Source organism: Spirillospora sp. NPDC047418, from assembly GCF_040643275.1.
In the GTDB taxonomy this organism is placed as follows: domain Bacteria; phylum Actinomycetota; class Actinomycetes; order Streptosporangiales; family Streptosporangiaceae; genus Spirillospora.
In genome coordinates this window covers 61,600-87,836 of record NZ_JBEYTW010000023.1, presented here as the reverse complement: position 1 = coordinate 87,836, position 26,237 = coordinate 61,600, and the positions used below count along the sequence as shown (strand labels likewise).

Sequence of the window (26,237 nt, the reverse complement as noted above, 5' to 3'; positions counted from 1 at the left end):
CGTCGGGCGATCTTGTCCGGCACCGAACGCGAGCGGTCCCGGTGCAGCACCGGGGGTGAAGGAGGCGGTCATGTCGGCGGTCCTGGGGCGGACGACGGGCATCGAAAGGCGCGAAGAGGGACTGCGGACGCTGCCGGGGGTGCCGCGCTGGGCCCGGTGGTCGGCGCACGCCGCGGCGCTCACCGCCGTCCCCTCGGGATTGTGGCGGATCGCTTGGGCGGTGGGAATCCCGGTCGGTGTCGGCGGCGCGCTGAAGGCCGAGGCCCGCGCCCCCGGCTGGGGATCCGTGTACATGATCGGGCTGAGCCTGTTCGCCGAAGCACTGGCGTTCCTGACCCTCGGACTGGTCCAGCCCTGGGGCGAGACCTGGCCGCGCTGGATCCCGCTGCTGGGCGGACGCCGCATACCGCCGGCGGCCGCGGTCGTCCCCGCCGCCCTGGGCGCTGTGGCACTCACCTTGATCTGCGGCTACGGATCCACCGCCTGGTACGCCGAGAGCACCAACACCGACGGCGCCCCGACCGGTGCGGCCCTGGCGGTGATGACCGCCGCCTACGCCCCACTCCTGGCCTGGGGCCCGCTGCTGGCCGCAGTAACCATCCACTACTACCGCCGCCGCACCACTAACTAACCCACCCCCGCCCGCCGCGCCCCCGCACGCGACCACATCCCTTGGCCGGCCGGATCGCGCCAGCTCAGGCCGGCGGAAGCAAGGCACCAGATCCCCGCCCCACAGTGGGCCTTCATACTGGCCTGTACGGCTAGTTCCGGCATCGCTGTCCGCGGACGGAGGGGAGCGGCTGTGGGCGAGGGATCCCCGACCAAGCCGAGGGCCCGCAGGTGATCCTCATCGCGGGGACGGCAGGCGTCGGGAAGACCTCGCTGGCAGTGCGGTGGGCGCACAAAGCCAGGTCCGCGTTCCCCGATGGGCAGCTTTTTATCAACCTGCGCGGCTATGACGCGGGTGCGCCCGTGGAGGCGGCTCAGGCCCTCGAACAGTTCCTGGCGGCCTTGCACACTCCGGTGGCCGAGATTCCGCCCGACCTGGAGGCCCGCGCCGCACTGTTCCGCTCGCTCATCGCCGACAAGCGGCTACTCATCCTGCTGGACAACGCGGCCACGGCGGCGCATGTGCGCCCGTTGCTCCCGGGCACAGGCAGCAGCCTCGTCCTCGTGACCAGCAGGGCCCGTCTCTCGAGTCTGATCTCCAGGGACGGTGCGCGCTGCGTGACCCTCGACGTGTTCCCTGAAGACGAGTCGGTGACCCTCCTGCGGCGGATCACCGAGCCGTACCGCGGCGGCGACAGGGCGGACGACCTTCGACGGTTGGCCAAGTTGTGCGGCAACCTGCCGCTGGCGCTGAGCATCGCCGCCGAGCGGGCTGCCGCACGCCCGCACATGCCGCTGGCGACACTGATCGCTCAGCTGCGCGACGACGAGATCTGGGATGCGCTCGCCTCCGACGACGAGGAGACGGTGGACACGGTCCGCGCCGTGTTCGCCTGGTCCTACCGGGCGCTCAGCGCCGACGTCGCACGGATGTTCCGCCTGTTGGGCCTGCATGGGGGGCCAGACTTCTGCTGTGGAGCAGCGGCGGCTCTCGCGGGAATCTCCGTCGGCAAGGGCAGGAAGCAGCTGGACGCGCTGGTGCGCGCGCACCTGGGCGAGCAGCGGAGCGAGGACCGATACCAGTTCCACGCTCTGCTCCGTGTCTATGCGATGGACCAGGTCCTGCACGGAGAGTCCCCCGAGAGCCGCGCTGCGGCGCTGCGGCGCGAGTTCGACTGGTACGTCAGGTCGGGACTCAACGCCTCGGCAACCGCGCAGAGCATCGTTGCCACTCCGATCGGTGACCTGCCGCCGGGCGGCCAGAAGCCAGAGACCTTCGCCTCTCAGCGCGACGCGGTCGCATGGTACGACCGGGAGCGGCCGAGCCTCGTGGGCTCCACGCAGGCCGCCGTAAGGGCCGGCTTCAACGAACTGGCCTGGCAGCTCGCGGTGGCGGTGTATCCCGCCGCCTACGTCCTGCGGGCATCCTTCGACGACAGCATCGAGATGAGCCGGCTCGGGCTGGAGGCGGCGCGCAGTGTCGGAGCTCGGCACGCCGAGGCCACGATCCTCGGTAACCTCGGCGTCGCCTGTCACAACTCCCACCGGGTGGACGAGGCCGAGCGCTACCTCCGCGCGGGGCTCGATATCTCGCGTGAGATCGGGGACCTGGAGCAGGAAACGCGGAACACCAACGCCTTGGGCTGGGTCTACCTGGGCAGGCGGCTGCTCGACGACGCCGACGCGCAGTTCGCCGCCACCCATGATGCGGCGCTGCGTCTGACGTCGGCCGGCCCCAAATGGGTCGCCGTCGCGCTGATCAACCGGGCCGTGACGTACGTCGCGCAGGAGCGCTGGGAGATCGCGGCGGAGCTCGCCGAGCAGGCCTTGCAGGCGCACGACAGTCCAGACGCCGAGCCTCGGCTGCGCTTCGACGCGCTGCGATGGCTGGCGCACATCCGCAGCAGCCTCGGTGAGTTCACCGAGGCCGAGCGCCTGCTGGCCCTAGCCGACGAGAGCGCCCGGCAGATCGGCAGCCAGAGTTACCAGGGCATCGTCGCGCCGCCGTGATCTTCCGCCAGGTCAGGGATCCATGGAAGCAGGCCCTGGCCCTGGCGCACCTCTCCACGGCGCTGGAGCAGTGGGGCGACGCCGAAGGTGCTCGGGAGCGGCGCTGCGAGTCGCTCGACATACTCGCGCCCTTCGCGGACGCTCCCGCCGCGGCGCTCAAGGCGACCCTCACGTCAGCCCTCGGTGAAGACTGAGGGCAGCGCCAGGTCGACGTTCAGGTCACGATCACGCCGGAAACGGCGGACACGCAACTACGGGCCGCGAACGCGGCGATCATGGGGGACGGCGGCTGGCTGGATGGTGATCTTGCAGCCATGCGCGTGGTACCCCCTACCGGATTCGAACCGGCGCTACCGCCTTGAAAGGGCGGCGTCCTAGGCCGCTAGACGAAGGGGGCCCGGTGTGGCGGAGATGGTCGCCACTCGACTTCGCCAGTGTAGAGGACGGGGTGGGGCGGCGTGCAAACGGTTAGCCGGTGCGGGTGGGGGACGGGAGGCGGGCGCCCGGGGCGCTCTCGGTGGGGGACGGGCTGCGGGACGGCCAGTCCGACGGGAAGCCCGAGGGGAACGGGGAGGTCGGGGACGCGGGGGGCGACGAGGCCGGCGGCGTGGGGTTGATGGTGCGCTCGGGGGCGGGTTCCAGGTGGCGTTCGATCTGGGCGGAGGTGAGGCCGAGGCCTCCGAGGCGCAGGTCGTCCCAGCCCTGGAGACGGTGGGTGGCGCGGCTGAAGTAGAGGACGGACAGTTCGATCGGGGTGGGTTGCTCGTGTTCGAGGCCGCGGAGGCCGGCGCCGCCGGTGGAGCCCTGGACGAAGAGGCGGGTGCCGGTGGGGAGGAGCTTGGTGGAGCGGGCGTGGGTGTGGCCGGCGAGGACGAGGGGCGTCACGCCGGAGAACGCCTCGCCCTCGCTCGGGTCGTGGGTGACGACGATGTCGGGGGTGGTGCCGGAGGCGCGGAGTTCGGCGGCGTGGCGCAGGCCCTCGGCGCGGAGCTGGTCGGCGCCGACGAAGTCGTCGCGGGTGCTCTTGTCGGGGGTGTAGCGGGGGTCGCCGAGGCCGTAGATGCGCAGGCCCGCGACCTCGCGGGTGTCGCCGTCCAGGACGATGGCGTTCTTCTGGCGGGCGACGGCCTTCTGGGTCCCCATGGAGTCGTGGTTGCCGCGGACGTAGACGTAGGGGACCTTCAGGTCGGAGATGGAGTCGGCGAACTTGTCCTCGGCCTTGCTGCCGTGGTCCATGAGGTCGCCGCTGTCGATGATGAGGTCGGCCTTGAACTGGGTGGAGACGGACTTGATGACGTTCCACGCGGCGGGGTTGAGGTGGATGTCGGAGACGTCCAGGACGCGGATGGTGGACGGGTCCGGCTCGTAGGTCGGGAGGGTCGAGGTGGTGGTGTAGAGCTCGGAGACGTTGCCGACGAGGCGGGCGAGCTGGGCGCGGTAGGCGGAGAAGCGCTCGACGATGCTCTGGGCGTTGCCGACGATCTGGGGGGCGTTGGCGAGGACGCCGGTGTAGCGGGGTTCGGCGATGGACTGGGGGTTGAACGTCGACCAGGTCAGGAGGGCGAGCGCGGTCAGGCCGGCGGTGGCGGAGCCGAGGCCGAGGAGGGCGCGGCGCCAGGAGCGGAACAGGATCAGGGAGGCCAGGAAGCTCGCGGCCAGGGCGATCAGGACGGCGCGGACCAGCATCTCGATGATCCCGTGCCGGATCTGGCCGGCGATCCGGTCGGTGAGGCGGTCGATCTCGGTGTCGTCCTCGATCAGCTTCTTGGCCTGCTCGGGGCGCAGGTCGGTGAGGCGGGCCTCCAGCGAGACGGGGCCCTCGTGGGTGTCGAGCCGGAGGGAGCCGAGGGGCGGCAGCTTGAGGGTCGTCCCGCCGTGCAGGGACGGCTGGAGGGTGAGCTGGACGTCGGTGGGGCCGACCGGGGTGACGTAGCGCCCGCCGCCGACGAGTCCGAGGTAGCCGGCGCCCAGGCCGATGACGGCGACGAGGCCGAGGCGCGTCCACCGGCTGGTGAGGACGGGGCCGACGTGGCGGACGACGGGGGAGCCGAGGCGGCGGGCGCGGTCGGCGGTGGTGGCGCCGAGGACGCGGAGTGTTGCGATGGCCTTGGTCAACGCGGCGCGGACCTTGGGCACGATTTCCCCTTCTATCGAGCAGAATCGACCGTGTGATTGAGTTGTCGCGCGATGAGTTCGAGGACCTTGTGGGCGAGGCCCTCGACACCATCCCACCCGAGCTGACCGCCCATATGCGCAACGTCGTCATCGTCGTCGAGGACGACGCGCCCGAGCGCGGCCTGCTCGGCCTGTACCAAGGGGTACCCCTGACCGAGCGGGGCGACTGGTACGCAGGCGTCCTGCCCGATCACATTTCGATCTACCGCCATGAGATTCTCCGTATATGCGACACCAAGGAGGATGTGGTGGAAGAAGTCCGGATAACGGTGGTCCATGAGATCGCCCACCACTTCGGGATCGATGACGGGAAGTTGCACGAACTCGGATACTGACGCAAAGAATTGCGCACTGTAGGTCACGCGACTGCCACGCAGCGTGAGTTAATAGGGGAGGGCGCCCGGTCCCGGGCGGGCTGAACTGTGGAGCGTGCGTGGCGGGAAGGCAGACCGGCCGGCATCGTCGTCCGCCGGAGGAGCAGGCGACCTACCGCGAGGTGTTCGCGGTCGGGGAGTTCCGTGCTCTCTGGCTGGCGCAGGCACTGTCGTACATCGGGGACCAGTTGGCGCAGGTCGCGCTGGCGGTGCTCGTGTACGACCATACGCGATCGACGCTGCTCACGGCCCTGGTCTACGCGCTGACCTACCTGCCGCCGATCCTCGGCGGGCCGGTGCTGTCCGGGCTGGCCGACCTGTTCCCGCGCCGCACCGTCATGATCGTCTGCGATGTGCTGCGGGGCGGGCTGGTGGCGGTCATGGCCCTGGTGGCGATGCCGGTCGGGGTGCTGTCGGGGCTGGTGTTCCTCGTGGTGCTGCTGGGCACGCCGTTCTCGGCCGCGCGCGCCGCCGTCATGCCGGACGTCCTGGAGGGTGACAGATATGTGGCGGGCTCCGCGATCGCCAACATCACCCACCAGGTCACGCAGGTGCTCGGCTTCCTGGCGGGCGGCGCGATCGTCGCGGTCATCGGGACGTACGAGACCCTCGCCCTGGACGCGCTGACGTTCGGCGCGTCCGCGGTCATCCTGATCGGCGGGCTGCGGCGGCGGGCGGCGCCGCGCCGGCGGGAGCGCGAGTCGCTGGGCCTGCTGCGCGGGACGCGGGACGGCGCCCGGCTCGTGTTCGGCGACCCGGTGCTGCGGTCGCTGGTGCTGTTCGCGTGGCTGTGCGCGTTCTACGTGATCCCCGAGGGGCTGGCCGTCCCGTACGCGGCGACGTTCGGCGGCGGCGCGGTGACCGCCGGGCTGCTGCTGGCGGCGATGCCGACCGGGATGGTGGTGGGCTCGCTGCTGTTCAGCCGGTTCGTCCGTCCCGCGAACCGGCTGCACGCGATGGGGTGGATGTCGATGCTCGCCTGCCTGCCGCTGGTCGGCGCGGGCGTCCACCCGCCGCTGTGGTGGGTGGTCGCGCTGTGGGCGCTGTCGGGCGTCGGCAGCGCCTACCAGCTGGTCGCCAACACCGCGTTCGTGGCGGCGGTGCCGGCGTCCGGGCGCGGGCAGGCGTTCGGGCTCGCCCAGTCCGGCATCCTCGCCGGCCAGGGCATCGGCATCCTGGTGGGCGGCGCGGCGGCGCAGGTCCTCGGGCCGGAGACGGTGGTGGCCCTCGCGGGCGTCGCGGGCCTGTCGGCCGCGGCGATGCTGACGCTCGGCTGGAACCAGGTCCGCGGCGGGCTGATCGCCGGGACGCGCGCGGGCCCCCTCGCCGCGGCCCCGCCGCCGGGCAGGAGCGAGGACGAGATGTCGGCCGCCAGCCGCCCCGCCTAGGCGCTGGTGCGGTTCTTGTTCATCCCGTCCTTCGTCTTCTGGATGACGTCCTGGACCTTCGGCGAGTCGCTGGCCTTCTGGAACATGTCCTCGGCGATCGACGTCGGCCGGCCCTCCTCCGGGATGAGGATCCAGGCGAGGATGTAGATCGGGACGCCGGGGCCGAACACCGCGAGGACGGCGAAGCCGAGCCGCACGATGTTGACGTCGATGTCGAGGAACCGGGCGACGCCGGCGCTGACGCCGGAGACCATCCGGCCGTCGCGGAGGCGGCGCAGCTGCTTGGTGGTGCTCTTTTCCATGTCCATGCCTCGATCATGCCCAGTCGAGCGGAGATCGGACATCAGGATTCGCCCTGATTTGCCCCTGAGGGCGTCCCCCGCGGTTCAGGGTGGCGTCCCCGACGTACCCTCGGGGCGGACGGCCCCGGAACGAAGGAGACCCCGCATGGACGTGCTGCGTGTGGACGACCGGCTCGCGGACGAGGAGCGGATGGTCCGCGACACCGTCCGCGCGTTCACGGCGGAGAAGATCATGCCGCACCTGGCCGGCTGGTTCGAGGACGGCACGTTCCCCGCCCGCGAACTGGCCCCCGAGCTGGGCAGGCTCGGCCTGCTCGGCATGCATCTGCAGGGCTACGGCTGCGCCGGGACGAGCGCCGTCGCCTACGGGGTGGCGTGCCGGGAGCTCGAGGCGGCCGATTCGGGGCTGCGCAGCTTCGTGTCCGTCCAGGGGTCGCTGGCGATGGCGGCGATCCACAAGTTCGGGTCGGAGGAGCAGAAGAACGAGTGGCTGCCGCGGATGGCGGCCGGGGAGGCGATCGGCTGCTTCGGGCTGACCGAGCCCGACCGCGGCTCCGACCCCGGCGACATGCTGACCCGGGCCCGCCGCGACGGCACCGACTGGGTGCTGGACGGCGCCAAGATGTGGATCACGAACGGGTCGATCGCCGACATCGCGGTCGTCTGGGCGCAGACGGACGAAGGGATCCGCGGCTTCCTCGTCCCGGCGGGCACCCCCGGCTTCACGACGAGCGACATCCACCGGAAGCTGTCGCTGCGCGCGTCCGTCACCTCCGAGCTGGTGCTGGCCGACGTGCGCCTGCCCGCCGACGCGGTGCTGCCCGGCGTGCGGGGCCTGAAGGGGCCGCTGAGCTGCCTGTCGGAGGCCCGCTACGGCATCCTGTGGGGCGCCGTCGGGGCCGGGTGGTCCTGCTACGCGGCGGCCGTCGACTACGCCAAGACCCGCGTGCAGTTCGGCAGGCCGATCGGGTCGTTCCAGCTCACGCAGGAGAAGCTCGCCTGGATGGAGGTCGCGCTCGGCCAGGCCGGACTCGTCGCCCTGCACATCGGCCGCCGCAAGGACGAGGGCACCGTGACGCCGCAGCAGGTGTCGTTCGGCAAGCTCGCGAACGTCCGCGCGGCACTGGACGTCGCCCGCGAGGCCCGCACGATCCTCGGCGCGAACGGGATCACGCTCGAGTACCCGGTGATCAGGCACATGAACAACCTGGAGAGCGTCCTCACCTACGAGGGCACGCAGGAAGTGCACCTGCTCACACTCGGGAAGGCCGTCACCGGGCTGGACGCGTTCCGTTAAGGAGGGCTTGAAGCCTCCGCGTAGGGTTATTGACTGGACGTCCTCCAGTGACCTGGGCAGACTCGCCCAGGTCAAGCGAAGTACCAGGTCAAGCGAACTACCAGAGGGAGCGGCATGAGAGTCGGCATCGTCGGGGCCACCGGACAGGTCGGGGCCAAGATGCTCGAAATCCTGGCCGAGCGCGGATTCCCGGTGGACGAGCTGCGGCTGTTCGCCTCGGCGCGGTCGGCGGGGCGCAGGCTCCCGTGGGACGGCACCGAGGTCGCCGTCGAGGACGCGGAGACCGCCGACTACACCGGCCTCGACGTCGTGCTGTTCTCCGCGGGCAAGACCACCTCGAAGGCGCTGGCGCCGAAGGTCGCCGCCGCCGGCGCGGTCGTGATCGACAACTCGTCGGGCTGGCGGATGGACCCGGACGTCCCGCTCGTCGTCGCCGAGGTCAACCCGCATGCCGCGCGGAACCGCCCCAAGGGCATCATCGCGAACCCGAACTGCACCACGATGGCCGCGATGCCGGTGCTGCGGCCGCTGCACACCGAGGCGGGGCTGGCCGCGCTGGTCGTCTCCACCTACCAGGCGGTGTCGGGCAGCGGGCTCGCGGGCGTCGCCGAGCTGCACGACCAGGCGTCCAAGACGGTGCAGGGCGCCGACAGGCTCACCCACTCCGGCTCCGCCGTGGACTTCCCGGAGCCGTCGGTGTACGTGCGCCCGATCGCGTTCAACGTCCTGCCGATGGCGGGCTCGATCGTGGAGGACGGCCTCGCCGAGACCGACGAGGAGCAGAAGCTCCGCAACGAGAGCCGCAAGATCCTGGAGATCCCGGACCTGAAGGTGTCGGGCACCTGCGTGCGCGTCCCGGTGTTCACCGGCCACTCGCTGCAGGTCAACGCCCGGTTCGAGCGGCCGATCAGCCCGGAGCGCGCGAGCGAGCTGCTCGCGGGCGCGCCCGGCGTCGCGCTGTCGGACGTCCCGACGCCGCTGCAGGCCGCGGGCCAGGACCCGACCTACGTGGGCCGCATCCGGCGCGACGAGACCGTGGACAACGGCCTCGCCCTGTTCTGCGCGGGCGACAACCTGCGCAAGGGCGCCGCCCTGAACACCGTGCAGATCGCGGAACTCGTCGCCGCCGAGTAGGGGCCGAGTAGGGGCTAGCGAGCGCGCCCTCCTCGGACCTCCAGCGTTTCGAGGAGGGCCGCCGTGCTCTGCGCGATCTCCGCGACGGCCCGGTCGAACGCCTCCGCGTTATGGGCGGCGGGTGCCCGGAACCCGGAGATCTTGCGGACGTACTGGAGCGCCGCCGCCCGGACGTCCTCGTCGGTGATGTCCTCGGCGTACGGCGGGCGGAGCGTCTTGATGCTGCGGCACATGCCCCCAGTCTTACTCAAGCCTCGGACAGTGCTGCTCAAGCCTCGGACAATGATGGGCCCCCGGGCGTTCCTGCCTGGGAACTTTCAGCAGGAACGCCCGGGGGTCCGGCGGGGGGCGGGGAACCCCGCCGGCGGTCGCACGGTCCGGGCCGAGATTCGTTCCGTACGTCCGCCGGTGTTCAGCCCTGGGGATGGGGGACGGGCTGTCCAGCAGTGCATCGCGGCGGCCGGTGGGGTGTCAACGAATCCATCCGCCACTGGATTTTCAATTGTGTGAACGGGGTCGTGGGAAACACTGAAACCGGCCTCCGGCCTGCGGTTATGTCGTGACCTTGAGGTCGTCCAGACCCGCTTCGACGAGGCTGCCGGAGCCCGCGTCGGCGGCCTCCACCAGGACCCGGACCGTCTGACCGGCGAACCCGGAGACGTCCGCGGTCTGCGGCTGCCACGACCCGGCCCGGTTCGCCGCCGCGCCCGCCTGGTTCAGGACGGTCGCGGACCCGTTCGGCCCCACGATCCGCACCCGCAGGTAGTCGTCGGACGAGCTGTTGTTCAGGTGGGCGAAGAACCAGGAGAACGACAGGGTCTTCGACCCGGCCGGGAGCGCGATCGCCGGCGACTGGATGCTGCTGGTGCCGCCGTCCAGGTCGTAGGTTCCGGCGTCGGTTCCGGCCGCGGCGCCGGTCACCAGGGCGGCGCTGCCCCCGGCGGCGGCGAGCTGCAGGCCGGTGCCGGACCAGTTCGTCGGCTGCGGGGTGCCGCGCTCCCAGGCGCCCGCGGTGGCGGTGTCGGTGCCGTTCGGGTTCGCCGTCCAGCCGGTGCCGGACTCGAAGTCGTCGGAGTAGACGGTGTCGCCGGGCGGCTCCTGCGTCCCGCCGTCGCCGGCGAGCGTCCAGACGGCGTGCGCGATGGCGTCGGCGTTGCGGTCCAGCGCGGTGTCGTCGATGTTGGACGTGGTGTCGCAGGACGAGTGGTAGCAGCGGTCGAACGCGACGCCCGCCTGGCCGCCCCACAGCTGCGCCTGCTGGGACGTCTTGCGCCCCTCGGCGCCGGTGAACAGCCCGCCGGCGGGAATGCCGACGCGGATGAACGGGCCGTAGTCGGAGCGTCCGTCGAACGCCGTGTCCTGGACGGGCACGTTGATCGACGTGAAGTACGACCGGAGCACCTGCTCGATCTCGGCGGACCCGGCCGGTCCGCCGCTGCCGGACGATCCGTCCCCGTCGTAGGCGAAGTAGCCCGGGTTGGGGGAGCCGACCATGTCGAAGTTCAGATATCCGGTGATCTTCGACCGTTCGGACGACGGCAGGTTGTTCACGTAGTAGGTCGACCCGACGAGGCCGAGCTCCTCGGCGCCCCACCAGGCGAACCGGAGGTGCCGGCCGGGCTGGTAGTCCGCGCGGGCGACGGCGAGCGCGGTCTCCAGGATCGCGGACGTCCCGGAGCCGTTGTCGTTGATGCCGGGGCCGGCGGTGACGCTATCGAGGTGCGCGCCCGTCATCAGGGTGTCGCCGGTGTCACCGCCGGGCCAGTCGGCGATCAGGTTGTAGCCCGTCGCGCCGTTGCGCGAGAACGACTGGACGCTCGTCTGGTAGCCGGCGGCGTCCAGCTTGCCCTGCACGTAGTCGAGCGAGGCGCGGTAGCCGGGGCGTCCGTGCGCGCGGTTGCCGCCGTTGCCGTTCGCGATGGTCTGCAACTGCGCCAGGTGCGCCTTGACGTTGGTGAGCGAGATGTCGGGGGCGGCGAGCGCGGCCGGCGCGGCGGGAGCCGCCGACGCGGGCAGGGACAGGGGCAGGAAGGCGGACGCCGTCAGGGCCGCCGCCCCGAGCACCGCCATGGTGCGCGATCTCATCGATCCTCCAGGGTGGGGGAAGGAGCGGCCCGTGACGGGGGAGCGGGCCCCGTCACGGGCCGCGTGCGGGGGGCGGTCAGGACTGGGTGATCTTCACGTTGTCGAGTCCGGCCTCGACGAGGCTGCCGGTGCCGCCGTCGGCGGCCTCGACCACGATCCGGACGGACTGGCCGGCGTAGGCGGACAGGTCGTAGGTCGCCGCCTGCCACGTCCCGGCCTGGTTCGCCATGGCGCCGCTCTGGCTCAGCACGGCGGCCGAGCCCGTCGAGCCGACGACGCGGACGCGCAGGTAGTCGTCCGTCGAGCTGTTGTTCAGATGGGCGAGGTAGTAGTCGAAGCTCAGCGACAGCGTGCCGCTGGGCAGGGTGATCGCCGGGGACTGGGCGGTCGTGGTGCCGCCGTCCAGGTCGTAGGTCCCGGCGTCGGTCCCGGCGGCGGCGCCGGTCACCAGGGCGGCGCTGCCCCCGGCGGCGGCGAGTTGCAGGCTCGTGCCGGACCAGTTCGTCGGCTGCGGGGTGCCGCGCTCCCAGGCGCCCGCGGTGGCGGTGTCGGAGCCGCCCGGGTCGGTCGTCCAGCCCTTGTCGCTCTCGAAGTCGTCGGAGAAGACCGTCGTCCCCGGCGTACCGGTTCCGCAGGACGCCTCACCGCTCTGCGCCGGGACGTCGATCGCGCTCCACGCCGCCTTGACCGCGGTGCACTCGGTCGCCGAGCCGGGGAACAGCTGTACCGCCGCGTTGATCGTCTCGACGCGGGCGCGGGCGTGGCTCCAGCTCGTGACCTTGCGGTTCAGCCCGCCCATGAAGATCTGGCCGGCCTTCTGGACGCCGATGCCGGTCACGGTCGAGCCGTTGCAGGTGGGGCTGGCCGGGTTCCCGTTGGACGGGTTCGAGCCCTCGGCGAGCAGGTAGAACCAGTGGTTCTGCGGGCCGGCCGCCGAGTGCACCTCGGTGCGCGGGATCGACGACGAGTAGCAGTTCGGGTCGCCGAGCGCCTGCGGGTTGTACATGTTGCGGATCGGGCCGGAGCCGACCAGGTCGACCTCCTCGCCGACCAGGTAGTCGGGCGGGTCGAGGCTCGCCGGCTCGTTCATGTAGTGCTCGGTCAGCGCGCCGAAGATGTCGCCGGCCGACTCGTTCATGCCGCCCTTCTCGTTGCCGTTGCCGCCGCTGTCACCGCCGGGCGTCGTGGTGAAGACGGCGTGGCCGTTCTCGTGCCCGACGACGTCCACCGACGTGGCCTGCTTCGTGCCCGCCTGGTTGTGGCCGAAGTTGGTGTAGCTGCCGTTCCAGTAGGCGTTGGCCTGGTTCAGGCCGACACGGAGCGGGAAGCCGCCGCCGTTGCCGTTGATGCCGTTGCGACCGAGCCAGTCGCGCAGCATGTCCCATTCCTTCTGGACGGCGTACATGGCGTCGACGCAGGCGGTCTCCAGGTTGGTGCCGCTGGCGTTGCCCCACGCACTGTCGCTGCCGGTGTAGGTGGAGCCGTTCTGGCCGCCGCACCGGACGCCGGAGCGCTGCGGGTCCGTCATGGACGTCGCGGCGGTGCTGAGGTCGACGGTGCCGTGGTAGTAGCTGCGGTCGTCCGCGGCGTCCCTGACCTCGTCCCACGTCTTGACGACCTTGCCGGTCTTCGCGTCGACGAGGACGTGCAGTTTGGTCGGGGCGCCCTTCTGCGTACCGCTGACGACGGTCTCGTAGACGAGCCGTCCCGCGCCCTCGGCCAGCACCGTCAGGCGTGGCGCGGACGCGCTCTCGACCGTGGAGACCTTGGCGCGGGACGTCTTCGCGGCCGCCGCCGCGGCGACCGTCGCCTTGGTCGACACGTCGAGCTTCTCGGTCTGGCCGACGGACGTGCTGAGGACGCCGCCGTTCGCGTTCGTGGTGACGACGAAGTCGCCGCCGTAGACGGGCAGCCCGTCGTAGGTGCGCTCGTACTGGACGTGCTGGAGGCCGCGGAGTCCCGAGGTGACGCCGCGCCGGACGATCCGGTCCTTCGGGGCCTTTTGGAACTCGGCGGGCTGCGCCGCGACCAGGCGGTCGGCCGAGGCGGCGGCGACGGTGCGGGGGTCGGGCTTGGCGGGGGCGGTGCGGGGGGTCGCACCTGTGGCGGGGGAGGACATCGCCACGGCGAGGCCGACGGACAGTACCGTCGTCCCGATCGCGGTCTGGTGTCGCACGGGGGTGCTCCTTCCACGTGCCGGACGGTGCGGGGGAGGACACGTGGAGGTCTTTGTGGGAGCACTCCGCGGGCCGCCGCTCGCCCGGCGGGGACAGGGATGGGGGACTCATCCGGATGAGCTGTCCCGAAGTGCATCTTGAATTGTGAAAAGTGTCAATAACTCCATTTGCTACTGGATTTTCAATTTCGCCGCGGCCGCGACTGAAACCGATGAAAGCCCGAGGCCGGACGCGTGCGGCTAGGGCGCGATGCGGCGGCAGAGCCAGGCGAGCGCCAGCGGGTACCGGTAGTCGATGCCGCCGTGGCCCGCGTCGAAGAGCTCGAACCGGATCACGTCCTCCTGGACGCCGGCGTCCAGCAGCGCCCGGTGGAACGCCTGCGCGCCGATGTCGAGGAACCATTCGTCGCGCGTCCCGCCGTCGATCCAGATCGCCCGCTGCGACCGCATCGCCGCCGCGTGCCCCGGCACCATCCGGACCGGGTCGAACGCCAGCCAGCGCTCCCACACGTCCGGCCGGAGGACGCCGGTGACCGGGTCGAACGGCAGCTCCGGCGTGCCGTCCTCGCGCGCGGAGTAGCAGACCGCCATGCCGAGGACGTTGAGCAGTTCCATGTCCTCGGGCTCGGTGAACGAGGTCCGTGAATTGAAGTCGTTCCACCAGCGCCAGATGTCGCCGTCGTACTTGCGCAGGTGCCGGACGCACTTCGGGAACTCGGGCAGGTAGCAGTACTCGAACAGCGCGTCGCCCGCGTGCGTCGCGAGGGCGCCGAACAGGTCGGGGCGCAGCATCGGCGTGATCATCGCGCCGTAGCCGCCGCTGGACTTGCCGCTGATCGCCCGGTGCGCGGGCGCGTCCAGCGTGCGGTAGTGGGCATCGACCCAGGGGACGATCTCGTCGCAGATGTAGGAGTGGTAGCGGCCGGTGCCGGGCGAGTCGACGAACTGGCTGCCGCCGTGCGCGGTCCAGGCGTCCACGAACACGACGATCGCGGGCGGGGCCTCGCCGGAGGCGAACACCGCGTCCGCCGTCTCGGGGAACGGCTGCCGGTAGGGCATCCGGTTGCGCCAGATCCCGACGTGCCCGGTGAACCCGGTGATCACGTACACGCTGGGGTAGCGGCGCTCCGGCTCGTCGTCGTAGCCCGGCGGGACGTACACGAGGACGGGCCGCTCGTGCGGGTCCTTCAGCGGGTTGCCGCGCAGCAGCTCGCTGCTGACGACGTGCTCTTCGAGGCGTCCGGCGAACTCTGCGGACCAGGGCAGCATGGGCAACTCCCTCAACGCGGATGGTGATCACCTCGACGCTAACCCAGGTCGAGGCGGGCCCGTCGGACTCCGGTGTCACAATGCGTCCGGCCGACTCGTCAACCGTGTGATGGGGAAGGAGACAGACATGTCTGAAAACGCGAAACGGCTCCGTGAGCTGCACCGTCAGGGTGATCCGCTGCTACTGCCGAACGTCTGGGACGCGGGCAGCGCCACCATCGTCCAGGAGGCGGGGTTCCCGGCGCTCGCCACCGCCAGCGCCGCCGTGTCCGCCATGCTCGGCTACCCCGACCACGAGGGCGCGCCGGTGGAGGAGATGCTCGCCGCCGCCGGACGCGTGATCCGCGCGGCGACGGTCCCCGTGACGGTGGACGCCGAGGCCGGGTACGGGTTGCCGCCCGCCGAGCTGGTCGAGCGGCTGCTGGCGATCGGCGCCGCCGGCTGCAACCTGGAGGACACCTACGCGGGAGAGCTGGCGAAGCCGGAGGCGCAGGCCGAGTACCTCGCCGCCGTCCGGGAGGCCGCGGGCGACGCGCTGGTGATCAACGCGCGGGCCGACACGTTCATCAACGGGGTGCCCGACCCGGTGGACGCCGCGATCGAGCGGGGCCGGCTGTACCTCCAAGCCGGAGCCGACTGCGTGTACCCGATCATGGCGCCGATGGACGCGATCCCCGCCCTGGTCAAGGGGCTGCCGGGGCCGATCAACGCGAACAACGTCCCCGGGACGACCCTCGGCGACCTGGCCGCCGCCGGGGTGGCCCGCGTGTCCTACGGGCCGATGGCCTACCTGCGGACGCTCGACACCCTGAAGGAGTTCGCGACCCGCGTCCACGCCAGGGAGGACCCGTACGCCTGACGGGCGCCGGACGCCACGTGTGAGGGCGCCCACTCCCGGGCGCCCTTGCAAGTACTCACTTACACTGGCACAGTGAGACGAAAATCGCCTCTATGTCTCAGAGAGTGAGGCCGGTATGACAGCGATCGCGGAGGACACCGGGACCCCGAAGGTCGTCCTCGACTCCATCAGCGGGCTGGCGCTCGCGGGAGCCGCGGCGAACGTCGTCATGCAGCTCGCCCGCCTGCCCATCGGGCACGGCGTCGCCGAGAGCAAGGTCGAGAGCGGCCGCGTCGACAAGCATCCGGTCAAGCGCGGCCGCACCACGCTCACCTACATCGCCGTCGCGATGCTCGGCACCGAGGACGAGCGCAAGGCGATGCGGCAGGAGGTCAACCGCGTCCACCGGCAGGTCCGCGGCAAGGAGCCCGTCGCCTACAACGCCTTCGACCCCGACCTGCAGCTCTGGGTCGCCGCCTGCCTGTACGTCGGCCTCGAAATGATCTACGAGATGCTGTACGGGAAGCCGTCCCCCGAGGAGGCCGGGCAGCTGTACCGCTACGGCGCCCGCTTCGGCACGACCCTGCAGGTGAAGCCCGAGCTGTGGCCCGCCGACCGCGACGCCTTCGAGGAGTACTGGCAGGACGGCGTCCGCAAGATCCAGATGGACGACGTCACCCGCACCTACCTGCGCGACCTCGTCGAGCTGCGCTTCCTGCACGCCCCCGTCCGCCTCGCCCTCGGCCGCTACCACACGTTCCTGACTCTCGGCTTCCTGCCGCAGCCCTTCCGTGACGAGCTCGGCTACACCTGGACGCCCCGGCACCAGCGCCGCTTCGACCGCTTCGCCCGCACCATGCGCCTCGCCAACCGCGCCATGCCGCGCCCGGCCCGCGAATTCCCCTTCAACGCCTACCTCCACGACTTCCGCCGCCGCATCAAGACCGGCCGCCCCGTCGTCTGACCGGTCCCCCGAGCCCGCCGGAGCGCGCTTCGGCGCCGCCGGAGCCAGCCGCGCCGGCCGAAGATGTGCGCGCGCCCCTCGGGCGAGGCGAACATCCGCCCGGCGTCATGCTCGAAGATGTGCTCGCTGCCTTGGGGCGAGGTGAACATCTGCCCGGCGTCGTGGCCGACGCCGGGCACGTGCACCAGCTCGTGAACCTTCCGCCCCGCCTTGTGGCGCAGGTAGCTGTGGTAGATCTCGCCGCGCTCGACACGGGTGCCGCCCTGCGCCTCGGCGGCCGGGTGGATCTCCAGGAGCGCCGCGCCGCGGTCCGCGTCCTCCGCGCCGAGCAGGTAGACGACGTCCCGGCCGATGTAGCGCTCGAAGTGGTCGTCGCCCGATGTCGCACCGCCGACGTAGTCCGGAACACCGGCGCCGAAGCCGTATCGCCATCGATCGACCTCGGGATCCTCGTGCGGGAGGAAGGTGTCCCCCTTTCGCCGGTCCGCGTCGAAGTACAGGTAGGTCGACGGATTGGCGACTACGAACCGGACGGGCACCGCGAGGTCGTCGGGGCCGCGTCCGACGGCCGCGTAGCGGTTGACGAACTGGCCGCCCGCGGAGTTGCCGACGATGGTCACCCGCAGCAGCCCGGTGAACGCCTCCAGCCTGCGCAGTATCTCGTCCATGACCGTGAAGGAGCTGACCTCGCCCAGGCCGCCCTTCCAGTCCTCGGTGGCCCAGTGCAGGTAGTCGGCTCGCCGGTCGTCACCGTGGACGTCGTCCTCGGTGAGGAACTGCGGCGCGATGACCATCCGGTGCGGGGCGCCCTCGATGGCCCGGTAGTAGTCGCGGGCGTTCCGCAGCGCGCCGTGCACGACGACGACCGCCTCCCGCAGCCGCCGATCAGGCTCGTCCAGCGAACCGGAAGCGAAATAGGCGAACTCGCGGCCTTTCGCGATAAGGGTCCTGTCGCCGATTTCGTCAATCGCCGTATGCTGCATGCCAGCCTGGTTGGCAAAGGTCATCGTCCCCCCTCGAGGACCGCGCGGAACCCGCCCGCCGGTCCGTACCCAGTGGAACCCGGATCAGCGATTCTCCAGACCGACTTGCGAGATCCAGGCGGGGCCGTTGCCCTATTCGGGAGCACTGTGGACGAGGGTGGGGGGTTCATGGCCCCGAGCCTTCCATTCCACTGCTGTCCGTGTCTCCCGGTCCCCCCTTTCACGCATGGCACATACCCCCCTTTATGGTGATAACGAGCAGAATGTGTGGTTTGTTGGACTGTTCCAATCGGGCAGACGTCCCACACGTCATTGCGGCCACTTCTTGCACGGGGGTTTCGACGCCGAGGGGTGTCCCGGGTCGACTGGTGGGTGAGGTACCTATGTCCGTGCGGGGAGCGTTCTTTCGCGCGGCTGCGCCGACAATGGCGTTAAGCGGCTGGAAGGGTTTCCGATGGCCAATGCGCTGCACCGGGAGATCGCCGACGAGATTCGGGAGAAGATCAGGTCCGGGGAGTTCGCGCCGGGGGATCGGCTGCCCACCGAACCTGAACTGGAGCGTATTTTCGGGGCGTCCCGAAATACCATTCGGATTGCCGTCACCAATCTCGTGCACGAGGGGCTGGTCCAGATCCAGGCGGGGCGCGGGATGTTCGTCCCGAAGGGGCCGCTCCCGTTCTTCGTGATCCTCTCGCGGGAGGAGGGCGGGGACGGGACCGGCTCGTCGCTGGACTCCTACAGTTCCGGCGTCCGGGCGGCGGGACGCCGGCCGGGCATCCGCGACTTCGAGACGCGGATCGAGTACCCGGACCGGGAGGTCGCCGGGTGGCTGGAGATCGACGAGGACGCCCAGGTCGTGGTGCGCGGCTCGAAGCGGTTCATCGACGACACGCCGTACTCGCTGCAGAAGTCCTACTACTCGATGGACCTCGTGCGAGGGACCGAGATCGAGGGCAAGGAGAAGATCTCGCGGGGCGTGATCCGGACGCTCGCCGAGCTGGGCTACGAGCAGTCCGGGTACCGGGACGAGATCGTCGCGCGGATGCCCACCCCGGAGGAGAGGAGGTTCTTCAAGATCGGGCCCGGTATCCCCGTCGTCGTGGTGCACCGCATCGCCTACACCAGCGCTTCCATGCCGATCCGCCTGACCGTCACCACGTACGCGGCGGATCGCAACAGGCCGTCCTACGACATCGGAGACGTCCCCGAGCGGCCCATGGCCACGGGGCAGATCTCCATCGTGGGATAGCCCTTCACGCGTCCACCTGGGGCGGCGCCGACCGCCCCGGAACGAGGCAGGTGCTGAAGATTCCTACTCCGGAAGCCTCACCCGTCCGCGCGGTGGAGCCGCGGACACGGCCCGAGCGGGCGTCCTGCGCGCGGACGCTGCATCGGGGGATGTTCGCCGTCGACATCGCTTCGTTCAGCGCGCGCCGAGATCCGGCCGTCCAGCGGTTCCTGCGGTCGTCGGTCCACGGGATCGTGCGGGAGGCGTGCCGGGCGGCCGGGCTGGGCTGGGACGGCTGCCACGCCGAGGACAGAGGGGACGGGCTCTTCGTCATCGCCGGTCCCGAGGCCGGTATCGACGTCCTGCTGGAGCCGCTGGTGGTGCAGTTGCTCGGCGGCGTCCGGCGGCACAACAAGCTGGCCAACCGGGAGGCGCAGATCCAGCTGCGGATGGCCGTCCACGCCGGGTACCTGCAGTTGGACGAGCACGGTGCGACCGGGGTGGCGCTCAACCACCTCTTCCGCCTGCTCGACGCCGCGCCGCTGAAGTACCGGCTGGCCGAGGCGTCGGGCGATTTCGCGCTCATCGTGTCGCACCACCTGTTCGAGGAGGTGGTCGCCTACAGCGTCGGGCTCATCGAGGCGTCCGCGTTCACGTGCGTGCCGGTGCGGGTCAAGGAGACCCATGACCGGGGCTGGGTGTGGTTGCCGCCCGTCCATCCGGTGCGGGTGCCGCACGCTCTCGAGCCGGGGGTGTCGCACGAGCAGCTGATCGGTCTGCTGAGCGTGCTGATACGGCAGCTGGATCAGCTCGCCCGGCACCGGCCCGCGGGCTAGTACGGCTTGTGGTCGGGGGGTGGTTCGGGGGTGGGGGCGGTGGGTTTGATCTGTAGTTCGAAGTCGCCCTGGTGGCGGCGGACGCCGGTGACGACGGCGTCTTCCAGGACCTCGGCGCCCTTGGTCTCGCGGCGCATCATGGGGTCGTTGCGGAGGTCCTTGTAGAGGGCGAAGCACAGCAGGATCAGGACGATCGTGAACGGCAGCGCGCCGATGAACGTGATGTTCTGGATGCCGTTCAGGGCCTCGTCGCCGCCGATCACCAGCATGATCGCGGCGACGGCGCCGGTCAGCGCGCCCCAGAAGATCACCACCCAGCGGGCGGGGGTGCTCGAACCGCGCTGGGAGAGCGTGCCCATGACGATCGACGCCGCGTCCGCGCCGGAGACGAAGAAGATCGCGACCAGGACCATCACGACCACCGCGCTGATGGACGCCAGCGGGAGGTGGTTGAGCATGTTGAAGGTGATCTGCTCCTCCGAGCCGTTCCCGTACGGGTTCAGGCCCTTGCGCTGCTGGCTGATCGCCGTCCCGCCGAAGATCGCGAACCAGACCAGGCTGACCGTGCTCGGCACGATGATCACGCCGGCCACGAACTGCCGGATGGTGCGGCCGCGGCTGATCCGGGCGAGGAACATGCCGACGAACGGCGCCCAGGAGATCCACCACGCCCAATAGAAGATCGTCCAGTTGGCGAGGAACTTCTTCATCGCCGCGCCGCCGGTCGCGCCGGAGCGGGACGCCATCTCGCCGAAGTCCTGCAGGTAGACGCCGATCGAGGTGGGCAGCAGTTCGAGGATGAAGACGGTCGGGCCGACCACGAACACGAAGACGGCGAGGACGGCGGCGATCACCATGTTGATGTTGGACAGCCACTGGATGCCGCGCGCGACGCCGGAGACCGCCGACAGGATGAAGCAGATCGTCAGCACCACGATGGTCAGCACGAGCACGGTGGTGCCGAGGCTCTCGATCCAGCCCGCCTCCCGCATGCCGGTCTGGATCTGCAGGGCGCCGATGCCGAGCGAGGCGGCCGACCCGAACAGCGTCGCGAACAGCGCCAGGATGTCGATCAGCTTGCTCAGCGGGCCGGTCGCGCGGCGGTGCCCGAGCAGCGGCGCGAACGCCGAGCTGATCAGCTGGCTGCGGCCGCGCCGGTAGTGCCCGTACCCGATGGCGAGGCCGAGGACGGCGTAGATCGACCACGGGTGCAGCGTCCAGTGGAACATCGTGGTCGCCATGGCCGTCTCGATCGCCTGCTCGCTCTGCGGCGCGTCGGTGTCGGGGGGCGGCATGACGTAGTGGGTGAGGGGTTCGGCGGCGCCGAAGAACATGAGCCCGATGCCCATGCCTGCGCTGAACATCATCGCGATCCACGAGACGGTGCGGAACTCGGGCTCGTCGCCCTCCTGCCCGAGCGGGATCCGCCCGTACCGGCTGATCGCCAGCCAGAGGGAGAAGACGACGAAGCCGGTGGCGGCGAGGACGAAGAGCCAGCCGACGTTGCTCAGCAGCCAGTTCAGCGTCGTCTCCGAGGCGGAGCTCAGCGTGCCGGTGGACGCCCCGCCCCAGATGACGAACGCCATGGACACCACGGCGGTGACGCCGTAGACGATCCAGTCGGTGCGCGCGCGTGCGGGCTTGCCGAGGGACGCCGGCCCGGTACCGGGATAGGCGTCGTCGCCGTCCGCCTCTCGCTTGGGGCTGTTCATGATCTGGACTCTTGCCCGAATAAGCACTTCTCAGTGACACGGGAGAGTAATTCGTTCACGACCAGCGCGACCGGGCCGGTGGTGTAGCCCGCTACACCATGGATTCGGCGGAGCGCGCCCATGTGCCGGGGACCCTCCCGAACCTAGATTCGTCCAGGTGAGAACCACTTTGGCGGAGACCACCCCGACGGCCACCGCGGAGGCCGTCGGGCTGGACGCGGTCACCCGGACCTACGGCTCGGTGCGGGCGCTGGACGGCGTCAGCCGGACGTTCCCGCGTGGCGGGTTCACCGCGATCATGGGGCCGTCCGGATCGGGGAAGAGCACGTTCCTGCACTGCGCGTCCGGGCTCGACCGGCCGACCTCGGGCACCGTCCGGATCGGCGGCGAGGACATCGGCCGGCTCAGCGAGACGAAGCGGACGCGGCTGCGCCGGCGGCGCATCGGGTTCGTGTTCCAGGCGTTCAACCTGATCCCGTCCATGGACGTCGAGCAGAACATCACGCTCCCGCTGCGGCTCGGCGGCCTCGACCCGGACCGGGCCTGGCTGGACGAGGTCGTGCGGCGGGTCGGGCTCGGCGACCGGCTGCGGCACCGTCCGTCCGAGCTGTCGGGCGGGCAGCAGCAGCGCGCCGCCCTCGCCCGCGCGCTGGTCACCCGCCCGGAGGTCGTGTTCGCGGACGAGCCGACCGGCGCGCTCGACCCGCGCACCGCCCGCGACGTGCTGCGGCTGCTGCGCGAGGCCGCCGACGAGACCGGCCAGACGATCGTGCTGGTCACGCACGACCCGATGGCGGCGGCGTGGGCCGACTCGGTCGTGTTCCTCAGCCGCGGCCGGATCGTCGACGAGCTGGCCGCGCCGTCCGCCGCGGCCGTCATGGACCGCTGGGAGACGCTGTGAGGAGCAAGGGCGCGTTCGCCGGGATCTTCGCGTCGCTGCTGGTCGCCGCCGCGCTGATCGGGGCCTGCGGGGTGCTGCTGGAGTCGGCGTGGCGGGCGCACGCCCCGGTGGAGCGGTACGCGGCGGCGCCGGCCGTCGTCACGGGGCCGCGGACGGTCGTCGCCAAAGTGAAGCAGCTCGGCGACGCCCCCGATGAGCAGACCCGGCCGTTGACGGAGCCGTCCCGGGTCCCGATCAGTGCGGCGGAGCGCCTTCGCGCCGTCCCGGGTGTGCGGGGCGTTGTGGCGGACGTTTCGTTCCCCGTCGTGCTGTCTTCAGGACGGACGCTGACCGGGCACGGCTGGGATTCGGCCGTCCTCCGTCCCTACGCGCTGAGCGCCGGACGCGCTCCGGGCGCGGCGGACGAGGTCGTCGTGAGCCGGTCGGCCGGTGTCGCCGTGGGCGCGACCGTCCAGGTGCAGACGGACGGGACGCCTCGTCCCTACCGGGTTTCCGGCCTCGTCGCGGACGGCCCCGGTGCCGCGTTCTTCACCCCGTCCACGGCGGCGGCGCTGTACGGGCACCCCGGCCGGGCGGATGCGCTGGCCGTGCTCGGCGACGCCGACGAGGACGCCGTGCGGAAGGCCGCGCCGGGCCTGACCGTCTCCACGGGCGCGGCGCGCGGCGACGCCGAGAACCCGGCCGTGGCGGCCGCCGCCCCCGACCTCCTCGAGATCGGCGCTTCGCTCGGCGGCGTCGCCGTCCTGGCCGCGTTCGTGGTGGTCGGCGGGCTGGTCGTCCTGTCGGTGCGAGAGCGCGGGCGCGAGTTCGCGATGCTCCGCGCGATCGGCGCGACGCCCTGGCAGGTGCGGGGGCAACTGGTGCGCGAGACGCTCAAGGCGGGCGTGCCCGCCGCGCTGCTCGGCGGTGTGCTGTCGGTGTTGCTCGGCGCCGGGATGCACGCCGCGATGGTCCGCAAGGACGTCCTGCCGGACGGGTTCGGCCTGTCGCTCAGCCCGCTGCCCGCCCTCGCCGCGATCGCCGTCACACTGCTCGCCGCCGCGGGGACGGCACTGGTCGCGTCCCTCCGGCTCTCCCGGATCCGGCCCGTCGAGGCGCTCGGCGAGGCGGCCGTCGAGTCCGCCGACCTGCCCCGGTGGCGCGTCGTCACCGGGGTCGTCTTCCTCGTCATCGGGCTCAACGCGCTCGGGTTCTCCACCGCGTCGTCCGGACCGGCCGCGATCGCCGCGATCGGCGGGCTGGTCATGTCGCTGATCGTCGCGACCGCGTTCCTGGGGCCGCTGCTGGCCCGCTACGGCAGCCGCGTCCTCGGCGGCGCGGCCCAGGCCGTCGCCCCGGTGACCGGACGCCTCGCCCGGCACGGCAGCGCCGCAGCCGCCCTGCGCGCCGGGTCGATCATCACCCCGGTCGCACTGGCGGTCGCGTTCGCCGGCACCCAGCTGTTCGCGCAGACCACCCTCGTCCACGCGACGACCGAGCAGGCGGCGGACGCGAACCGCGCCGACCAGGTCATCGTGTCGGCCGGGCCGGGACTGCCGCCGGACGTCGCCGAGGCCGCCCGCCGCGTGCCCGGTGTCACCGCCGCCACGCCCGTCAACCGCACCACCGTCGTGATGAAGGTCAGGGAGATGGGTGAGGAAACCCTCACCTCGCTGCCCGCGCGCGGCATCGGGGCGTCGCCTGAAGCCACGCTGGATCCCGACGTGACGTCCGGCAGCCTCCGCGACTTGCGCGGCACCACCGTCGCGCTCGGCAGCGACGTGGCGGGCGGTCTGCACGTCGGCTCGACCGCGCCGCTCTGGCTCGGCGACGGCACCCGGATCGATGCCCGCGTCGTCGCCGTCTACGACCGCGGACTGGGCCTCGGGAACGTCCTGCTGCCGCACGACCTCGTCGCCGCCCACACGTCCACGGGCTTGGACGACCACGTCCTCGTGCGCGGCGACGCCGACCTGAGCGCCGTCACGTCCGCCTACACGGGTGTGCAGGCGATCGACCGCGACGCCTACGGGGCGAGCCTCTCCCAGGAGATCCGGCTTCAGGGGTTCTTCAACCAGGTCGTCGTCGCGGCCATCGGCGGGTTCATCCTCATCGGCGTCATCACCACGCTCGCCCTGGCCACGGTCGCGCGGCGCCGCGAGTTCACCCTGCTGCGCCTGGTCGGCACGACGCGCCGCCAAGTCCTGCGGATGCTGCGGCTGGAGGCCGCCATCGTGCTCGGCACCGGCATCGCGCTCGGAGCCGCCATCGCCGCCGTGACCCTCATGGCGTTCGCCATGGCCGTCAGCGGCCTCCCGCTGCCGGCGATCTCCCCGGCCGCCTGCGCGGCCGTCCTGCTCACCGTCGCCGTCTCCGGCGGCGCCGCAATCCTCGTCCCGGCGCGGGCCGTCCTGCCCCGCCGCACCTCCTGAAAGGCACCGTTATGAGCAACCGCACCCGCTGGACCACCGTCGCCGTCCTGATCGCGATCAACGCCGTCACGAGCAGCGCACTGGGGGACACGTGGCTCTCGATCGCCGTCAACGTCCTCACCGGCCTGCCCGCCATCGCCCTCGTCATCGACTACTTCGTCCGGGCCCGCCGCACCTGACCCGCGCTCAGACCGCCTTGCGCGCCTCACCCACGGCCCGGACGAGCTCCTCGACGTCGGCGGCCGTGGTGCGGTGGCTGATGACGCAGGCGCGCAGGGCGGCGCGTCCGCTCAGGTCGACGGGGCTGATCCACGCACGCCCGCTCTGGACGACCTTCTGGGCGAGCGCGTCGTGGTGCTCAAAGGTCGCGGTGCCGGGATCGGCGAAGCAGACGACCGGCAGCGGGGTGTCGTTGACGATGTCCCAGCCGGTGGCGGCGAGCTGGTCGCGCAGCGCGTCCGCGAGGTCGGCGTCGCGTTCGAGTTGCTCGGCGTATCCCTCCCGGCCGGCGACGGCAAGGCTGAGGAACAGCTTGAGGCCCATGAACCGGCGCGACCACTGCTGGCTGGACGTGTAGGGGTCAACGGTGTCGGGGATCTCGGTCGGCATATAGGACGTGGTGACCCGGAACGTCTCCGCAAGGCCCTCTTGGTCGGTGCACAGGAACGCGCCCGCACCCATCGGGACGCTCATCCACTTGTGCGCGTCCACGGTGACCGAGTCGGCGCGCTCGATGCCGGACAGCGCGGGCCGCAACCGGTCGGACAGCGCCGCCGCACCCCCGTAGGCGGCATCGACGTGAAGCCGTAGACCCTGCTCACGGCACAGGTCGGCGAGCGCGTGCAGCGGGTCGATGACTCCGGCGGCCGTGGTCCCGGCGGTCGCGACGACGAGAAACGGGCGGTCGCCGTTCGCGCGGTCGGCGGCGACCTGATCGGCCAGGGCTCCGGTGTCCATGCGCAGGTCGGGGCCGGTGGGGACGAGGCGGACGGCGTCCCGTCCGAGGCCGGTGGCGTGCGCGATCTTCAGCCAGGCCAGGTGGCTCTCCGCCGACGCGTACATGACCGGGCGGCCCTCCAGCGCCCGCAGCCCCTTCTCGCCGTACTCCGGCCAGGTCTTCGTCAGCGCCAGCAGCACGGCGGTCATGTTCGCCTCGGCGCCGCCACTGGTGAACGACCCGGCGACGGCTTCTTTTGCGTAGCCGAGCCGTCCGCCCAGGAAACGCAGCAGATGCGCCTCCATCTCGACGGCCGCAGGGGCATGCGACCAGGCGGCGAGCTGCGGGTTGAACGCGGCGGCGAGCGTTTCACCGAGGACGCCCATCAGCGTCGGCGTCGGGTTGAACAGCCCGAAATAGCGCGGATGGGTGGTGTGCACGGTGGTCGCGCGCAGCAACCCGGCGACGTCCTCGATCACGTCCTCGGGTCGGGCCGGACGGTCGAAGCCGTACGCGCCGACCGCGTCCCGCAGAGCCCGGACGTCCACCGGTGCGCTGACGTCCCGCTCGGAGATCCGCTGCCGCTCGTCTTCAAGCACTCCGATGAC

23 protein-coding genes and 1 tRNA gene are annotated in these 26,237 nt (G+C 71.3%); 14 read left to right on the top strand and 10 right to left on the bottom strand.

Going from position 1 to position 26,237, the window contains the following annotated elements; all coding sequences use genetic code 11:
• Positions 1-70 precede the first annotated feature (70 nt).
• The 3 genes from ABZ806_RS17180 to ABZ806_RS17170 all read left to right on the top strand — a co-directional run bounded on the left by ABZ806_RS17180 (position 71) and on the right by ABZ806_RS17170 (position 2,813).
• Complete coding sequence (locus ABZ806_RS17180) at positions 71-631, top strand: hypothetical protein (protein WP_500218270.1); 561 nt, start codon at positions 71-73, stop codon at positions 629-631.
• A gap of 209 nt (positions 632-840) precedes the next feature.
• Positions 841-2,619 (top strand): tetratricopeptide repeat protein, encoded by a 1,779-nt coding sequence (locus tag ABZ806_RS17175; RefSeq protein ID WP_500218269.1) that lies wholly within the window; start codon positions 841-843, stop codon positions 2,617-2,619.
• Positions 2,616-2,813 carry a hypothetical protein gene (locus ABZ806_RS17170; protein WP_500218268.1) on the top strand — a complete coding sequence of 66 codons (198 nt, stop codon included), beginning with the start codon at positions 2,616-2,618 and terminating at the stop codon, positions 2,811-2,813. Before ABZ806_RS17175 ends, ABZ806_RS17170 begins: the two co-directional genes overlap by 4 nt.
• 127 nt (positions 2,814-2,940) lie before the next feature.
• Here ABZ806_RS17170 and ABZ806_RS17165 read toward each other — a convergent pair.
• Together ABZ806_RS17165 and ABZ806_RS17160 are read right to left on the bottom strand one after the other, a co-directional pair.
• Positions 2,941-3,016, bottom strand: a tRNA-Glu gene (locus tag ABZ806_RS17165).
• A gap of 71 nt (positions 3,017-3,087) precedes the next feature.
• Entirely contained in the window at positions 3,088-4,755 is a 1,668-nt protein-coding gene (locus tag ABZ806_RS17160) for a metallophosphoesterase family protein (RefSeq protein WP_500218267.1), read from the bottom strand.
• A gap of 32 nt (positions 4,756-4,787) precedes the next feature.
• On the opposite strand from ABZ806_RS17160, the gene ABZ806_RS17155 reads away from it, so the two are divergent.
• Both ABZ806_RS17155 and ABZ806_RS17150 read left to right on the top strand, forming a co-directional pair.
• Positions 4,788-5,129, top strand: a complete 342-nt coding sequence (locus tag ABZ806_RS17155; protein ID WP_500218266.1) for a metallopeptidase family protein — start codon at positions 4,788-4,790, stop codon at positions 5,127-5,129.
• Positions 5,130-5,227: 98 nt separating this feature from the next.
• On the top strand, positions 5,228-6,556 hold the full coding sequence (locus ABZ806_RS17150; RefSeq protein WP_500218265.1) for an MFS transporter: 1,329 nt from the start codon (positions 5,228-5,230) through the stop codon (positions 6,554-6,556).
• Here the strand turns inward: ABZ806_RS17150 and ABZ806_RS17145 are convergent.
• Positions 6,553-6,864, bottom strand: a complete 312-nt coding sequence (locus ABZ806_RS17145; protein ID WP_500218264.1) for a PspC domain-containing protein — start codon at positions 6,862-6,864, stop codon at positions 6,553-6,555. The genes ABZ806_RS17150 and ABZ806_RS17145 overlap by 4 nt on opposite strands.
• 139 nt (positions 6,865-7,003) lie before the next feature.
• Between ABZ806_RS17145 and ABZ806_RS17140 the strand changes: the two genes are divergently transcribed.
• Both ABZ806_RS17140 and ABZ806_RS17135 read left to right on the top strand, forming a co-directional pair.
• Positions 7,004-8,155 carry an acyl-CoA dehydrogenase family protein gene (locus ABZ806_RS17140; protein ID WP_500218263.1) on the top strand — a complete coding sequence of 384 codons (1,152 nt, stop codon included), beginning with the start codon at positions 7,004-7,006 and terminating at the stop codon, positions 8,153-8,155.
• Between the two features lie 114 nt (positions 8,156-8,269).
• Positions 8,270-9,289 (top strand): aspartate-semialdehyde dehydrogenase, encoded by a 1,020-nt coding sequence (locus tag ABZ806_RS17135; RefSeq protein WP_500218262.1) that lies wholly within the window; start codon positions 8,270-8,272, stop codon positions 9,287-9,289.
• Between the two features lie 14 nt (positions 9,290-9,303).
• On the opposite strand, the gene ABZ806_RS17130 is transcribed toward ABZ806_RS17135, so the two are convergent.
• The 4 genes from ABZ806_RS17130 to ABZ806_RS17115 form a co-directional block, all read right to left on the bottom strand.
• Positions 9,304-9,540, bottom strand: a complete 237-nt coding sequence (locus ABZ806_RS17130; protein ID WP_500218261.1) for a DUF2277 domain-containing protein — start codon at positions 9,538-9,540, stop codon at positions 9,304-9,306.
• 301 nt (positions 9,541-9,841) lie between these two features.
• A complete protein-coding gene (locus tag ABZ806_RS17125; protein WP_500218260.1) occupies positions 9,842-11,374 on the bottom strand; it encodes a M28 family metallopeptidase in 1,533 nt (510 codons plus the stop codon).
• A gap of 76 nt (positions 11,375-11,450) precedes the next feature.
• Positions 11,451-13,550, bottom strand: a complete 2,100-nt coding sequence (locus ABZ806_RS17120) for a M4 family metallopeptidase (RefSeq protein ID WP_500218259.1) — start codon at positions 13,548-13,550, stop codon at positions 11,451-11,453.
• A 240-nt stretch (positions 13,551-13,790) separates the two neighbouring features.
• Positions 13,791-14,819 (bottom strand): alpha/beta hydrolase, encoded by a 1,029-nt coding sequence (locus ABZ806_RS17115; protein ID WP_500218258.1) that lies wholly within the window; start codon positions 14,817-14,819, stop codon positions 13,791-13,793.
• 127 nt (positions 14,820-14,946) lie between these two features.
• Between ABZ806_RS17115 and ABZ806_RS17110 the strand changes: the two genes are divergently transcribed.
• Together ABZ806_RS17110 and ABZ806_RS17105 are read left to right on the top strand one after the other, a co-directional pair.
• Positions 14,947-15,678 (top strand): isocitrate lyase/PEP mutase family protein, encoded by a 732-nt coding sequence (locus ABZ806_RS17110; RefSeq protein WP_500218257.1) that lies wholly within the window; start codon positions 14,947-14,949, stop codon positions 15,676-15,678.
• Between the two features lie 115 nt (positions 15,679-15,793).
• Positions 15,794-16,621 carry an oxygenase MpaB family protein gene (locus tag ABZ806_RS17105; RefSeq protein WP_500218256.1) on the top strand — a complete coding sequence of 276 codons (828 nt, stop codon included), beginning with the start codon at positions 15,794-15,796 and terminating at the stop codon, positions 16,619-16,621.
• On the opposite strand, the gene ABZ806_RS17100 is transcribed toward ABZ806_RS17105, so the two are convergent.
• Positions 16,570-17,604 carry a hypothetical protein gene (locus tag ABZ806_RS17100; protein ID WP_500218255.1) on the bottom strand — a complete coding sequence of 345 codons (1,035 nt, stop codon included), beginning with the start codon at positions 17,602-17,604 and terminating at the stop codon, positions 16,570-16,572. The genes ABZ806_RS17105 and ABZ806_RS17100 overlap by 52 nt on opposite strands.
• Positions 17,605-18,058: 454 nt before the next feature.
• Between ABZ806_RS17100 and ABZ806_RS17095 the strand changes: the two genes are divergently transcribed.
• Both ABZ806_RS17095 and ABZ806_RS17090 read left to right on the top strand, forming a co-directional pair.
• Entirely contained in the window at positions 18,059-18,853 is a 795-nt protein-coding gene (locus tag ABZ806_RS17095) for a GntR family transcriptional regulator (protein ID WP_500218254.1), read from the top strand.
• Between the two features lie 50 nt (positions 18,854-18,903).
• Positions 18,904-19,668, top strand: a complete 765-nt coding sequence (locus ABZ806_RS17090; protein WP_500218253.1) for a hypothetical protein — start codon at positions 18,904-18,906, stop codon at positions 19,666-19,668.
• Here the strand turns inward: ABZ806_RS17090 and ABZ806_RS17085 are convergent.
• On the bottom strand, positions 19,665-21,380 hold the full coding sequence (locus ABZ806_RS17085) for a BCCT family transporter (RefSeq protein WP_500218252.1): 1,716 nt from the start codon (positions 21,378-21,380) through the stop codon (positions 19,665-19,667). The two genes, ABZ806_RS17090 and ABZ806_RS17085, sit on opposite strands and share 4 nt — an antisense overlap.
• Before the next feature lie 157 nt (positions 21,381-21,537).
• On the opposite strand from ABZ806_RS17085, the gene ABZ806_RS17080 reads away from it, so the two are divergent.
• The 3 genes from ABZ806_RS17080 to ABZ806_RS17070 are packed head-to-tail and all read left to right on the top strand — an operon-like array spanning position 21,538 to position 24,871.
• Positions 21,538-22,281 (top strand): ABC transporter ATP-binding protein, encoded by a 744-nt coding sequence (locus ABZ806_RS17080; protein ID WP_500218251.1) that lies wholly within the window; start codon positions 21,538-21,540, stop codon positions 22,279-22,281.
• Positions 22,278-24,692, top strand: coding sequence for an ABC transporter permease (locus ABZ806_RS17075; protein WP_500218250.1), 2,415 nt, complete (start codon positions 22,278-22,280; stop codon positions 24,690-24,692). Before ABZ806_RS17080 ends, ABZ806_RS17075 begins: the two co-directional genes overlap by 4 nt.
• An 11-nt stretch (positions 24,693-24,703) precedes the next feature.
• Positions 24,704-24,871: a hypothetical protein gene (locus tag ABZ806_RS17070; protein ID WP_500218249.1), complete on the top strand. Its 168-nt coding sequence runs from the start codon at positions 24,704-24,706 to the stop codon at positions 24,869-24,871.
• A gap of 7 nt (positions 24,872-24,878) precedes the next feature.
• Here ABZ806_RS17070 and ABZ806_RS17065 read toward each other — a convergent pair whose 3' ends face one another.
• A complete protein-coding gene (locus tag ABZ806_RS17065; RefSeq protein WP_500218248.1) occupies positions 24,879-26,228 on the bottom strand; it encodes a pyridoxal phosphate-dependent decarboxylase family protein in 1,350 nt (449 codons plus the stop codon).
• Between the last annotated feature and the right edge of the window lie 9 nt (positions 26,229-26,237).

Coding starts and splice junctions, on each gene's coding strand:
- ABZ806_RS17180 (WP_500218270.1), top strand. CDS start 71: ATGTCGGCGGTCCTGGGGCGGACGACGGGCATCGAAAGGCGCGAAGAG.
- ABZ806_RS17145 (WP_500218264.1), bottom strand. CDS start 6,864: ATGGACATGGAAAAGAGCACCACCAAGCAGCTGCGCCGCCTCCGCGAC.
- ABZ806_RS17140 (WP_500218263.1), top strand. CDS start 7,004: ATGGACGTGCTGCGTGTGGACGACCGGCTCGCGGACGAGGAGCGGATG.
- ABZ806_RS17135 (WP_500218262.1), top strand. CDS start 8,270: ATGAGAGTCGGCATCGTCGGGGCCACCGGACAGGTCGGGGCCAAGATG.
- ABZ806_RS17125 (WP_500218260.1), bottom strand. CDS start 11,374: ATGAGATCGCGCACCATGGCGGTGCTCGGGGCGGCGGCCCTGACGGCG.
- ABZ806_RS17115 (WP_500218258.1), bottom strand. CDS start 14,819: ATGCTGCCCTGGTCCGCAGAGTTCGCCGGACGCCTCGAAGAGCACGTC.
- ABZ806_RS17110 (WP_500218257.1), top strand. CDS start 14,947: ATGTCTGAAAACGCGAAACGGCTCCGTGAGCTGCACCGTCAGGGTGAT.
- ABZ806_RS17105 (WP_500218256.1), top strand. CDS start 15,794: ATGACAGCGATCGCGGAGGACACCGGGACCCCGAAGGTCGTCCTCGAC.
- ABZ806_RS17100 (WP_500218255.1), bottom strand. CDS start 17,604: ATGCAGCATACGGCGATTGACGAAATCGGCGACAGGACCCTTATCGCG.
- ABZ806_RS17095 (WP_500218254.1), top strand. CDS start 18,059: ATGGCCAATGCGCTGCACCGGGAGATCGCCGACGAGATTCGGGAGAAG.
- ABZ806_RS17085 (WP_500218252.1), bottom strand. CDS start 21,380: ATGAACAGCCCCAAGCGAGAGGCGGACGGCGACGACGCCTATCCCGGT.
- ABZ806_RS17070 (WP_500218249.1), top strand. CDS start 24,704: ATGAGCAACCGCACCCGCTGGACCACCGTCGCCGTCCTGATCGCGATC.